General features: G+C 55.0%; 14 protein-coding genes. 7 read left to right on the top strand and 7 right to left on the bottom strand.

Annotated features, from left to right (window positions below):
• Nucleotides 1-143: 143 nt before the first annotated feature.
• Complete coding sequence (locus tag EH164_RS13110) at nucleotides 144-542, top strand: hypothetical protein (RefSeq protein ID WP_124968527.1); 399 nt, start codon at nucleotides 144-146, stop codon at nucleotides 540-542.
• A 167-nt stretch (nucleotides 543-709) separates the two neighbouring features.
• Here the strand turns inward: EH164_RS13110 and EH164_RS13115 are convergent, their stop codons facing one another.
• Nucleotides 710-1,228 (bottom strand): GrpB family protein, encoded by a 519-nt coding sequence (locus tag EH164_RS13115; protein ID WP_124968528.1) that lies wholly within the window; start codon nucleotides 1,226-1,228, stop codon nucleotides 710-712.
• Nucleotides 1,229-2,466: 1,238 nt separating this feature from the next.
• On the opposite strand from EH164_RS13115, the gene EH164_RS13125 reads away from it, so the two are divergent.
• The 3 genes from EH164_RS13125 to EH164_RS13135 all read left to right on the top strand — a co-directional run bounded on the left by EH164_RS13125 (nucleotide 2,467) and on the right by EH164_RS13135 (nucleotide 5,831).
• Nucleotides 2,467-4,011, top strand: coding sequence for a methyl-accepting chemotaxis protein (locus EH164_RS13125; protein ID WP_124968529.1), 1,545 nt, complete (start codon nucleotides 2,467-2,469; stop codon nucleotides 4,009-4,011).
• Nucleotides 4,012-4,261: 250 nt separating this feature from the next.
• A complete protein-coding gene (locus tag EH164_RS13130; protein WP_124968530.1) occupies nucleotides 4,262-4,756 on the top strand; it encodes a MarR family winged helix-turn-helix transcriptional regulator in 495 nt (164 codons plus the stop codon).
• Nucleotides 4,757-5,093: 337 nt separating this feature from the next.
• A complete protein-coding gene (locus EH164_RS13135; RefSeq protein ID WP_241174962.1) occupies nucleotides 5,094-5,831 on the top strand; it encodes an ankyrin repeat domain-containing protein in 738 nt (245 codons plus the stop codon).
• 55 nt (nucleotides 5,832-5,886) lie between these two features.
• Here the strand turns inward: EH164_RS13135 and EH164_RS13140 are convergent, their stop codons facing one another.
• Nucleotides 5,887-6,213, bottom strand: a complete 327-nt coding sequence (locus tag EH164_RS13140; protein WP_124968531.1) for a four-helix bundle copper-binding protein — start codon at nucleotides 6,211-6,213, stop codon at nucleotides 5,887-5,889.
• A gap of 228 nt (nucleotides 6,214-6,441) precedes the next feature.
• Between EH164_RS13140 and EH164_RS13145 the strand changes: the two genes are divergently transcribed.
• The 3 genes from EH164_RS13145 (at nucleotide 6,442) to EH164_RS13155 (ending at nucleotide 8,205) form a co-directional block, all read left to right on the top strand.
• Nucleotides 6,442-7,116 (top strand): class I SAM-dependent methyltransferase, encoded by a 675-nt coding sequence (locus EH164_RS13145; RefSeq protein ID WP_124968532.1) that lies wholly within the window; start codon nucleotides 6,442-6,444, stop codon nucleotides 7,114-7,116.
• 124 nt (nucleotides 7,117-7,240) lie between these two features.
• Nucleotides 7,241-7,747, top strand: a complete 507-nt coding sequence (locus EH164_RS13150) for a YbaK/prolyl-tRNA synthetase associated domain-containing protein (RefSeq protein ID WP_124968533.1) — start codon at nucleotides 7,241-7,243, stop codon at nucleotides 7,745-7,747.
• An 11-nt stretch (nucleotides 7,748-7,758) separates the two neighbouring features.
• On the top strand, nucleotides 7,759-8,205 hold the full coding sequence (locus tag EH164_RS13155) for a DUF441 domain-containing protein (protein ID WP_054802901.1): 447 nt from the start codon (nucleotides 7,759-7,761) through the stop codon (nucleotides 8,203-8,205).
• Here EH164_RS13155 and EH164_RS13160 read toward each other — a convergent pair.
• From EH164_RS13160 to EH164_RS13180, 5 genes are all read right to left on the bottom strand, one after another.
• Nucleotides 8,188-8,880 (bottom strand): amino acid ABC transporter permease, encoded by a 693-nt coding sequence (locus tag EH164_RS13160; protein ID WP_124968534.1) that lies wholly within the window; start codon nucleotides 8,878-8,880, stop codon nucleotides 8,188-8,190. The genes EH164_RS13155 and EH164_RS13160 overlap by 18 nt on opposite strands.
• On the bottom strand, nucleotides 8,870-9,628 hold the full coding sequence (locus tag EH164_RS13165; protein WP_124968535.1) for an amino acid ABC transporter permease: 759 nt from the start codon (nucleotides 9,626-9,628) through the stop codon (nucleotides 8,870-8,872). Before EH164_RS13165 ends, EH164_RS13160 begins: the two co-directional genes overlap by 11 nt.
• Complete coding sequence (locus EH164_RS13170) at nucleotides 9,628-10,449, bottom strand: amino acid ABC transporter ATP-binding protein (protein WP_124968536.1); 822 nt, start codon at nucleotides 10,447-10,449, stop codon at nucleotides 9,628-9,630. Before EH164_RS13170 ends, EH164_RS13165 begins: the two co-directional genes overlap by 1 nt.
• A 2-nt stretch (nucleotides 10,450-10,451) precedes the next feature.
• Complete coding sequence (locus tag EH164_RS13175; protein ID WP_124968537.1) at nucleotides 10,452-11,276, bottom strand: ABC transporter substrate-binding protein; 825 nt, start codon at nucleotides 11,274-11,276, stop codon at nucleotides 10,452-10,454.
• A 203-nt stretch (nucleotides 11,277-11,479) separates the two neighbouring features.
• On the bottom strand, nucleotides 11,480-12,265 hold the full coding sequence (locus EH164_RS13180; protein ID WP_124968538.1) for a helix-turn-helix transcriptional regulator: 786 nt from the start codon (nucleotides 12,263-12,265) through the stop codon (nucleotides 11,480-11,482).
• Nucleotides 12,266-12,321 lie beyond the last annotated feature (56 nt).

Genomic DNA, 12,321 nt, shown 5'->3' on the forward strand with positions numbered 1-12,321 from the left:
AAACTATTGTGCATAAAATGCAGGAGTAACACTGGCATGGCTGATCAAACGGGGATAGGTCATCGTATCGGATTAGGAAATAGCGGTGTAATTTTACGTTGTGAGAAACGTTCAAAGATATTGGGTATTAAAGAATGACGGAAATGGACGATGGCTTTTTAGAAAATGATCTGGACTGGTTTTTATCCAGCCCGGATGGGTACCTGGCGCATTTTGCAACAGCAGGCCAGGGGCCGGTTCCTGAAAGGATCAAAGCCTCTGTCGAGGACTATAATTTTATCCTTGATTATGTTTACTCGCTGGCCCCCATGTCGGAGGTCTATGTTATAGAAGCCAATCTGCCTGCATTTTCAAATGAGCAGCAACGTGTTGGCTATCTACGTTCATTTGTTGAGATGTCAAGAAAAGGCGTGTTCAGTTACGATTATAAACAAGGTGGATATAAATTAATTGCTAAACCAAAAACACCGTTGAAATATGAGTCATTGCCAAATGAAGTGAAAGAGGTGATTTATGTTGCAGATGAAGGAATAGACTTATAGAAATGATGTGCTGATGCGACCTGCGCCCATTTTTGACATACAACAGTTCCATTTCTGGCACAAAACAGACCGTTCAATCTCTGACCCCAGTTAAAACAATCACATCCAACCCAGCTGCTGCATGCGGAGCAATGCATTGTATTTAAAAATAGATCGCAGTGACAAACTCAACATCTATCGTTCAAGCCATTCAACGCAAGTTGCAGATGATGCTCTATAAAGGGAGTTTTGAATGCGCTATAACCCTGTGCATCGTTCTTATATAGCAATTGTGCTGTACGCTTTACCTCAGCGTAAGCCATTGCAATATCAGTGTGTTTTCTCAGGTAATCACGAAAAGCAAGATGCCTAAGTACCTGTCTATCCCCTACTGAAAACGCATGCACTTGATGGCTACGCTGATTACCCTCTTTTATGAAGTACCGACGTCCCGCAATACCGTTTTCACCGCGAGCAACGTATCCGGCGTTGACCATTGCAGGGGTACATTGATCCAATTCATTGATATCTGAAACTTCCACCAGGACATCAATCACGGGCTTTGCTGAGAGGCCAGGCACTGACGTACTGCCAATATGATGAATATCCTTAGCCACCTCACCCAGCAGTCTCTTTATCAGAAAACTTTCAGCATTAAACAGCTCAGGCCATTTTTCATCATATGGCACCACAACTATTTCCCGCATAAATAACCTCTTCTTTTTCCAGAAGCTTTTAATATAAAAGTTCCTAAAGCATATTCATCGGAATTGCATGAGGCAAACAACTTATGCTCTCAGCCCAGAGAAGGGTCATAGGCGCAATGTTCGCCTTGAGTTGAATAAGTGAAAAGTTGATGCTGCGCAACGGATCATCCCATAAGGATTGAAAGGTCACGGTACCAGGCGTATCAAGAGAGACGGCAACTTTGCCATTCTTTTAGGAAACGCAAATATGGCTGACAGAAGACCACTTAATCCAGGCGTAGTTGTTCCTAAACCCGGCGGTGGTACACAGCCCCGCGATCGTAACAATGATGGTCGAGTTCGGGAAAAGCGCTCGGATGCTGGTAAACCACGGAAATAATGGCAAGCCGCCTCCGGGCGGCTTTTTCCAAAAATGAACGAGCTTTAGCAGGATTTACCTTTGTCGGCTTAGAGCGAGGAGCGGATATAAATTCTCGCAAGCCGATTGCGGTGCATTAAAGTGCAGACTTAACGATAAACTGAGCAACTTAGGATAGAGCGCTCTTATGTTGGGGCAGAACATGACCCCTTTCGAGCAGCTAAAAAGTGAATTATTCATGAGTAGACGACTTAGCAGAAAGCTTGTGCGCAAGCTTTAATTAATGCATGTTCAAACCTCATTACGGCCACTACTATTATCGAGGCTTCATAACTGAAGGTCGTTCTGAAAATGGTGCTTCCGTTTTGCTCGATGATCGTAGCCTTGCCGCTGAATGGTTCACGGGAGAACGCTTGTATTATGGCCAGGTAACTTAAGGGGGTTGCTTTCATTTAGTAAAAACCAAACTCCCATTTGCTGCAGTCGATGTCAATGTCACAAGCACCGCGAGTAGCAACACCCAAAACTTGATTTGCATCCTCTTCTCCTTTTGTTTGTTGGTTGCTCTGCTCTCCATTAATTAACACAAGCTGCTATTAGCAACGTCTTCTTCTGGCAAATCGCTACCCCCTATCACTTCGGTCTTTTGTTAGGAACGCTTAAAATTAACATCTAAATCAGCCAGTTAAATGAAAATAACCGGCTACTTCCCTGCCTGCCTACGCAGTAACTTAGCTTATTTAACCGCCCTCCATATTTGCAAAATCCGCAATTAACTAACGCACGACACAATTGAACACATTTTGATTGATTTCAACCCTAATGGTTTCTCGTCCTCTTGCCGATAGTGCTCCACACCATAAATATGATGAGAAAACTAATGAAAATTTCTACCCGTCTGAGCGTGGGTTTTGGCCTGCTTATTCTGTTATTTATCATTTGTGCCGCGACCGCCCTGCACGGTCTGTGGCAGGCGCGCGACAGCATGAACGACACCGTAAATTCTAAGATGAAGCGCTATGACCTGGTGCTGGATATGCGCAGCAACGTGCGTGATATGGCTATCGCCGTGCGTAACCTTGCCCTGCTGACAGATCCGGTGCAGATGCAGCCGGAGTGGAAGCGACTGAACGATCAGCGCGAACTCTATATCCACAATCGTGAATTGCTGGAACAGAGCATGGCCTCAAATGTCTCCGACGAAGGCAAAGCGGCGCTTTCACGCATTGTTGCCGCAGAGCCTGCGGCCCTGTCGACGCTGATGGAAGCGGGAAAACTGGGGCTGTCGAACCGTCAGGAGGAGACCACCACCTACCTGATGAACACCGCCCGACCGGCGCAAAAAGCGCTGCTGGATGCCCTTAACGCGCTGACGGATGTGCAGATGAAATTAAGCCGCGATACGCTGGCTGAGAACGGTGAAAATATCTCCCGCACGGCGCTGATCCTGATGGGGCTGGCAGTGCTGTCGATCTTACTGGCGGTGGCAACCTGTATGATTACGGTGCGCGTGCTGATGCGCCAGCTCGGCGGCGAACCCGCCCAGGCGCAGACCCTTGCGGCGGCAATTGCCGGGGGCGATCTCAGCTCGCCGGTAGCACTGCGTCGCAACGATACCAGCAGCCTGCTGGCTTCTCTTGCCGGTATGCAGTCCAATCTGCGCAGCCTGGTCTCTGATATCCGCGATGCCTCCGTCTCGGTGGCCTCGGCGGCCGATGAGATCTCACAGGGCAATACTGAACTCTCCTCCCGTACTGAGCAGCAGGCCGCTGCCTTGCAGGAGACGGCTGCCAGCATGGAGCAGCTGACCGCCACGGTAAAAAGCAATGCCGACGGCGCGCGCCAGACCGCAGATACTGCCCGTACCACCGCTACCCTTGCCCGCACCGGCGGCGAGGAGCTTGGGCGTATGTCGCAGACCATGAACGCCATCTCCCAGAGCGCGGTAAAAGTGCGCGAGATCACCAGCGTGATCGAAGGCATCGCCTTCCAGACCAACATCCTGGCGCTGAACGCCGCAGTCGAAGCGGCCCGCGCCGGTGACCAGGGGCGCGGGTTTGCCGTGGTCGCTGGCGAAGTGAGAACGCTGGCACAGCGCAGTGCCAGTGCGGCACTGGATATCAAAACGTTGATCGAACAGGCGGTTGCGCAGGTGGAAGATGGCGTGGCTGAAGCGGCTGACACCGGCGACAACATCCTGAAAGTGGTGGGCATGGTCGGCGATCTGGCAGACGCTATGGATAATCTCTCCCTCTCCTCCTCCGAGCAGATGCAGGGTATCAGCCAGGTCAGCCTGGCGGTCAGCCAGATGGACGGCGTGACGCAGAACAACGCCGCGCTGGTAGAGGAGTCCTCCAGCGCATCGCAGTCGCTCTCTGCCCAGGCGCACGCGCTGCGCGGGATGGTCGACACCTTCCGCCTGTAACCTGTCACAGCGCGCCGCTTTAAGAGAGCGTAAAGGCGGCGCGGTTTTGCCCGAGATTCATACATCAGCCTTAATTAGGTTGACGTCAACATAATTAGACTCAATACTTCGCCCAGACAACCGACGCGCAGGCCGTTTTTTCCTCTTCTCCTGCGTCTCTTTAACCCAAACGTGAACGTACCGGCCTCCCTGAATAGATTGCCGCTATTAAGAGAGAGAATTCTATCTTTCCAACAGGCCCAAATTGCTTATGTGTATCGACGCAAATAACGATAGCGATAAGAGTAATGACGTGCCGGCTCCTGGCGATGCGCCGGTGACGGTGGATCAGTTTCTCTGCTTCGCGCTCTACTCCGCCTCGCTGGCGATGACCCGGCTTTACCAGTCACGGCTGAAACCGCTCGGGCTGACCTACCCGCAGTACCTGGTGCTGCTGGCGCTGTGGGAAAAAGATAACGTGACGGTGTCGGAAGTGGGCGCGCGCGTCCAGCTGGACTCCGGTACGCTGAGCCAGCTGCTGAAAAGGCTTGAAGCCTCCGGTCTGGTCGCCAGAAAGCGCGATACGCAAGGCGACGAGCGGCGGGTGCTCATCACCCTGACCGAACAGGGGCAGCAGTTAAAGATCGATGCCGCCGGTGTGCCCGCCGATATGATCTCGGTAATGGACACACCGTTTGCAGAGTTATCTGACCTGGCAACCCGGGTTAGCGCGCTGCGTGAAAAACTTTTAAAAGCTCTGCCCTGATACATTTTTTTGTGCCTCAGGCGAGGCGACCAGTGGCTACGCACCATAAACACCGGCGCACAGATAAGCCACCAACTGGATTAGCATCCCGAGGAACAGAGCGTGACAATTTCCCACTCAGACGACAACGACGCCGTCCATGCCGCAATAGGCAACGCGGCACAAGCGCTGCTTCGCGCGGGGCGCACCCTGTGCAGGGGGAATCTTTTGGCGCACCTTATTAAGTGTGAACAGGAATCGGTGGGTGCCGCGAAGACGGTTTACGCACAGGCCGTCGCACGGTTACAGCCCAAAAAACACTCTTAGGAGCCGAACCCGGTTCGCAAAGAAAAACGCCATGAAAAAGTTTATCTCCACGCTCCTGCTCACTCTGCTGTGTATGCTGCTGCCAGGCTGCAAGAGCCTGAAAAAGATCGAGCCTGAAAAGCACTTTTCCGGCGCGCAGCTGGTGCTGGCGAAGGCGATTCAGGCGGGAGATCGCTACACCACTCTGCGTCTGGCAAAAAAGACGGACCTCAGCACACCGGGAAAAGAGGATCTGACGATCCTCTTTTTTGCCCTCAATGAGTCTTTCTATAATGGCAACCCGCCTGAGCGGTTGCAGATCGTCACGGATTTGGTGCGCCTGGGGGCAGACCCGTTGCAGCCGCAGCCGGATAAATCCTGGAGCCCCGCCGAAATGGTGGCGATGGGCGATAAGGATATCTGGCTGAAAGCGATGCTTGACGGCGGCCTCGATGCAAACGCCCGCGATAAGCGTTACGCTGAGCCGCTTATCTTCTCGACCATCAGGGCGAAAAACAACGCCACGCTGGCGCTACTGCTGGCACGCGGTGCGGATATAAACAGCCGCGACTCGCTGGGCAACACACTGCTGGCCGAGGCGTTTTTTGGCGCCGAGTTCGACAAGATCGCTCTTCTGCTGGATAAGGGGGCTAACCCGGATCTGCGCAATCATCAGGGGGACTCCTTCAGGCAGATGGTCAGTGAACGTCTGGCGGAAATTAAAAAAGAGGGCGAGTTCTACCACAATCTATTCAAGGTGAACGAGAGGCTTCAACGCCACGGGGCGTAGGGCGTGGCGCGTTGCTGATGCCACCCTCCCGTTCCATATTGCCCGCAAGGCGCTCTTAAGCGGTCATCTGCATACAGACCTCGGCACAGCGACGGCACTCTGCGGCGCACTGCTGACAGTGATCGTGCTGGTGCTTCGAGCACTCTTCGGCACAGGCGCGGCAGACATCCGCGCAAATGCGGCACACCTGCTTCGCTTGCTCGCTCTCAAGGCTTAATAGCTGCGCCGTCACGCGGCAGAGCGCCGCACACTCCATATCCGTTTTAATGCACGCTCTCATCATCTCAAGATGCGGCTCCTGCAAACAGGAGACCGCACAGCGATCGCAGGCTTCGGCGCATTGATAGCAGGCATCAATGCATGACTGATATACATTAGCCATAGTCACACTCCCGATGTGGATAAAGTGAATCTTTAAGTCTAGTTAAGCCACCTGAGATCGCCATTTAGTCTGGAATTATGCTGCTAATAGCTGAGTAAATTGGCGGTAAAAGCGAGAATTAGCCTCTAAAAGCATGGTTATTTAGCCTCTAACCGCAGGAAGTTTATGGCAAAGTAGTCTCATTAAATTTCGTCAGCTATGCCAACTGTATTGTTCAGGACTACGTTCATGATCGAGCTCAAAGATTTAAAGGTATTTTTAGAAGATCCGGAAATGACACGGAAGATCGATCAGGTGTGGAACGATCTGGGTGAGCAGTTTATTCAGGCGCAGGCCACTCTTCCGCCGGAAAAAGCGATGCCGCGACGCGAGCTCTCTTTTCATGACCAGGTCAAACTTCTGGGCTACCTCTGCTGGCTGGTGAATAACGCCCACTCAGAGGGCGACATTATTGAGATTGGCGTCTGGAAAGGTAAATCCAGCGCGTTTATGAATGTAATGTGTGAGCGCAAGCGCCGCATTATTAGCATCGATCCGATGGAGCTTCCTAATCAGCACCTGGAACTGGGCTTTTATCACGAGCATATCTTCCCGGAAATTACGCTGATACGCGGCTATTCAGAGCGCAGCATTGAACGTGTGCTGGCGCTGGAGCCAAAAACGATTTTACTGCATATCGACGGCGGTCACCTGAAAGAGCACGTTCTCGCCGACTTCCTGCTGTATGGCCCGACGGTGGTCAGCGGTGGATTTATTGTGTTCGATGATTATCGCGATCATCAATATTCACCGGAAGTCGGCCCGGCGGTCGACCTGCTGCGCGCAGGCGGTTTCTTTAGCGGCTACGATGTCATCGGCAGCGTTCCGGGTTTTGAAAACAGCTATCTTTTGCAGAAGCATTAACCGTACACACAAAGAATTGTTTGTAGTGCTTGTATTTTTTGGCCGCCCCCCGGGGCGGCATTTTTATTTTCAGCCCCCGTGATGTGCGGTAATGTAAACCTCTTTACATTTTCCGGGAGCGAACATGTCTGAGATTGCCAGCCGCGATATCCACGCGCATCTACTCCAACTTCTTACTGAGCAACAGGCACGCTTTCGCGTGGTTGAGCATGAGGCCGTCGGCAAGTGTGAAGCGGTGAGTGAAATTCGCGGTACCGCCCTCGGCCAGGGTGCCAAAGCGCTGGTGTGTAAAATCAAAGGCAACGGCGTGAAAAAACATGTGCTGGCGATCCTGGCCGCCGACCTGCAGGCCGATCTCAGCCGCTTAGCGCAACACTTTGGCGGCCTGAAAGCATCGCTGGCAAGCCCGGCGGAGGTCGATACCCTCACCGCCTGCGTCTTTGGTGCCATTCCCCCCTTCTCTTTTCACCCTGACCTTGAACTGGTTGCCGACCCGGTGCTGTTTCAGCGCTTCGATGAGATCGCCTTCAACGCCGGGCTGCTGGAAAAATCAGTGATCATGAATACCCACGACTATTTGCGCATCGCCCAGCCAGCGCTGGTCGATTTCAGGCGCGAGAGCGCAGAGTAAGGACGCTTTGCATGTTTGATACCACGCTGTTTATTCTGCTCGCCCTCGCCGCGCTCGGCTTTGTCAGCCATAACACCACCGTTGCGGTCTCGATCCTGGTGCTAATCATTGTGCGCGTCACACCGCTTAACACCTTCTTTCCGTGGATCGAAAAGCAGGGGCTGACGGTCGGCATTATTATTCTGACGATTGGCGTGATGGCACCGATTGCCAGCGGATCGCTGCCGCCCTCGACGCTGCTGCACTCCTTTGCCAACTGGAAATCGCTGGTGGCGATTGCCGTCGGGGTGTTTGTCTCATGGCTGGGTGGGCGCGGGGTTACGTTGATGAGTTCGCAGCCCTCGCTGGTTGCGGGGCTGCTGGTGGGAACCGTTTTAGGCGTGGCCCTGTTCCGGGGCGTGCCGGTCGGGCCACTGATTGCCGCAGGCCTGGTATCGCTGCTAATTGGCCGGCAGTGAAATCCGCCGCTGCCAGCGCTTCACGCCAAACTCCAGCGCGCTGCACAGCAGGTAGTAGACCAGCCCGGTGAAGATAAACAGCGCCGCCGGGTAAACCTGCACCCGGTTGTTCACCTGCCCGGCGACGGTGGTCAGCTCCGGGACGTTAACAATAAAGGCCAGAGAGGTATCTTTCAGCAGCGCGATGAGCAAGCCGATAAACGACGGTAGCGCGTTGCGTAACGCCTGCGGCAACAACACGCGGTGCAGGATCTGTGCGCTGGAAAAACCACTGCTCAGCGCCGCTTCATACTGCCCGCGCGGGAGTGCGCCGAGCGCCGCCAGCGTCGAATACATCACCGAGGCCGAGGTAAACCACGCCAGCGCCAGCGTAACCGTTACCGCGCCGGGCAGATCCGCCCCGGTTATCCACGGCAGTAAAAACCAGAGCCAGAAGATAACGAAAATCAGCGGGATACCGCGAATCAGCTCCGCCCACAGAAACAGCACCTTGCGCGGCCAGCCGCGAAAACGCCAGGCGCAGCACGCCAGCAGAATGCCGCCGGGAAACGCCAGTGCCGCCGCGCCAATAGTCATCAACAGCGACAGCAGCACACCGCCCGGCTCACCCTGCGCGGCTCTCCCCCACAGCAAGTAGTCGAGGTTATCAGTAATGACGGTGATATTAGCGATCACGCGGCACCTCCGTGGCGTGGCGCAGTGCCCGCCAGTGGCGCGGCAGGTTAAACAGCACGCTCATCAGCAACCCAAGCAGCAGATAGAGCGCGCTACCCACGGCAAAGGCTTCCAGCGCGTGGGCGTTAAAGCTCTCAATCTGCCGCGTCTGGTAAGTGAGTTCGCCCAGCCCAATCCCGGTCGCCAGCGAGGAGAGTTTCATCAGATTGAGATACTGCCCCACCACCGGCTGCCAGGCATTCTGCAACCCCTGCGGCAACAGCACCCAACGAAAGATCGCAAGCGGGCTGAAGCCCTGCGACTGCGCCGCCTCCACCTGACCGCGCGGCACGGCGAGCAGCCCGGCCTGGATCTCCTCCACCAGAAAGGCGGCGGTAAAGAGCCCAAGCGCCCAGGCAGAGGAGAGAAACTCTGGCGTAAACCACCAGACATCGCCCGGCAGAATGCTGAAGGCGTGCTCGTCATTCACGTACTGGCGAGCCGCCAGCGGCAAAACGTTCCACGCGGCGAAATACCAGAACAGCAGTTGCACCAGTAAAGGTGTGTTACGAAACAGCGATACCCATGCTGCCACCGCGCCTCGCCCCACGCGCCCGCCCGCCAGACGCAGCGCCAGCAGCAGCACGGTAAGCAGGGTGGCGAGGATCATGCCCACCAGCGTGACCCATACGGTTGTGAGAAAGCCGGAGAGGATCCACGCTGCGGGCTGGCCGCTGAGCACGCCCGCCCAGTCAAGATGCAGTGCCATTACAGCTCCTTGTTATCGGCATGCAGCGGGTTAAGCACCTTTTGCAGAAAACGCTGCGCGCGCGGATGCTGCGGCGCGGTAAAGAAGTCAGCGGGCGCGGCCTGCTCAAGAATTTCGCCGCCGTCGATAAAAATCACCCGGTCGGCGATCTCGCGCGCAAACTGCATCTCGTGCGTGACCACAATCAGGGTGATACCGCTGTGCGCCAGCGATTTCATCACCTGTAGCACTTCGCCAATCATCTCCGGATCGAGGGCTGAGGTCGGCTCATCAAACAGGATAATGTGCGGATCGGCCGCCAGTGTGCGTGCAATCGCTACCCGCTGCTGCTGCCCGCCGGAGAGCTGCGCCGGGTAGTGCTGCGCTTTCTCCTGCAAGCCAACGCGCGCCAGCAGCGCAAGTGCGATCTGCTGCGCTTCGGCGGCGCTTTTGCCGTGAATATGGCGCAGCGCGAGGGTGATATTCTCAAGCGCAGTGAGGTGGGCGTAGAGGTTGAACTGCTGGAAAACAAAGCCAACATGGCGGCGCAACTCGCGCAACTTCCGCCCGGTGAGCTGGCTGGTGGGCTGACCATCAACAAAAATCTCGCCGCTGGAGAGGTTTTCGAGCTGGTTAATCAGGCGGATCAGCGTCGATTTCCCGGAGCCGGAAGGGCCGCACACCGCCACCACTTCTCCCGCCGCAACCTGTAAATCAATCGCTTTCAGCACCACATTGTCGCCGAAGCGTTTGCTCGCCTGGCGAAACACTACCGTGCCTTTTTGCACGGGCAACGCCCCTGCGGCATCTGCCGCAGAGGGAGAAAAGAGACCTGCCAACATCGTTATTTCGCTTCTATGGTAAAGCTACGCGGAGCCGGAGTTTTAGTTTGCGGGCCAAACCAGGTGTCGTAAATTTTCGCTGCTTCACCGCTCTTTTCGAGGTTCACCAGCTCTTGGTTAACTTTGTTCAGCAGGGCGCTCTCCCCTTTGCTGACGCCGACGCCAATCTCCTCTTTCGACAGCAGATCGGGCAGGATCTTAAATTTCGCTTTGTCCGGCGCGCCCGCAAGCAGCCCCGCCAGAATGGTGCTGTCCTGGGTGATCGCCTGTACGTTGCCGTTACGCAGCGCGGTCAGCGCCAGCGGAATGTCGTCATAGGCCAGCACGCGCGATTGCGGGAAGCGCTGATGCAGCGCCTGCTCGCCGGTGGTGCCTTTCACCGCGCCGATACGCGCTTTGCTGTAGGCATCCAGCTTATCCGGGGACGAGGCCGGGACGAGGAACTGCTGGCCGGTAACGAAATAGGGAGTAGAAAAATCAATCACCTGCGCCCGCTCCGGGGTGATGGTGATATCTGCAACAATCAGGTCGACCTTGCCGGATTGCAGCAGCGGAATACGGTTCGCCGGGTTGGTGGCAACCAGTTGCAGCTTGACGCCGAGGCTTTTCGCCAGCGCTTTTGCAAAATCGACGTCGTAGCCGACAATATCGTGGGTTTTAGGGTCGATCGCGCCAAAGGGCGGGTTAGCGTCAAAGGTGGCGACTTTAACGACGCCTGCGGCTTTGATATCCGCCAGCTTATCTGCCTGCGCGGAGAAGGAGAGCGCCGAAAGCAGCGCCAGCGCGCTGAGCGCAACAATGTTTTTTGTCTGTAATGTGGTTGCCATGCTAATCCTTATGCCCGGTTATTGTGTTATTGCCGCGTTAAAGTCACATAAGGCTTTTCATCACACAAATATCAAAAAGTGCATTGAATATCTGAAAAAGTTATTAAAAACAGTTTTGCGATATTAATGACTTATCCTTTTGTTTCGGGCGCTATAAACGATTTAATTCCACACAACATAAGTGGACTTGGCAGGAAGAAATATTACCGCTCTCCAAGCGTTGCCAGATAGCGCCCCGGCGTCTGCCCTAACCCCTTTTTAAACATGGTGATAAACGCCGTGGTTGAGTCATACCCCAGCGTCTGGGCGATATGCTGCACGCTATGCCCCTCAATCAACAGACGCAGGGCGAGGATCAGCTGCAACTGGTGTCGCCAGCGGCGAAAGCTTAGCCCCGTCTCTTTCACCACCAGGCGCGCGAGGTTGCGCTCGCTCATGGCGAAACGCTGCGCCCACTGCGCCAGCGTCTGCCGCTCCGCCGGGACCTGCTCCATTGTCTCGACCATCTGACGGATCTTGTGGTGCATGGAGACGGGAAGCTGGAGCTGCATTTGCGGCTGATGGGGTAACTCATCGAACAGCACCTGGATCAGGCGCTGGGTCTGCGGCTCACGCCGTGCAGCGGTTGAACGGGCAGCAAGTTGCAGGATCAATTCGCGCACCAGCGGCGAGATCTTGAGGGTGCAGCAGTGCTCCGGCATCACCACCGCCCAGCTTTCAATAAACAGAAAGCAGAGTTGCGCATTGGCGGTGGCGTGATTGCTGTGCGGCACAAAACCCGGTAGCCACATGGCGTGGTGCGGCGGCACCATCCAGCGGGCATTCTCTACTTCACAGGTAATCGCCCCTTTTAAGGCGAGGATCAGCTGCCCTTTGCGGTGATGATGAGCGGGAATACGCTGTTCGTGCGCTGCCATGCGGATGTGAAAGGCGACGGCGGCTTCCTGCTGGCTGTCGGGATCGAAGCCCGCCAGGGCTAAGTCGTGCATAAAGTTGTCCGAATTTAGCGATAAAGTGTCATTTTAGCTTGATTCAAACAGCAGTG

It is taken from the genome of Kosakonia sp. CCTCC M2018092 (genome assembly GCF_003864115.1).
Taxonomy (GTDB): domain Bacteria; phylum Pseudomonadota; class Gammaproteobacteria; order Enterobacterales; family Enterobacteriaceae; genus Kosakonia; species Kosakonia cowanii.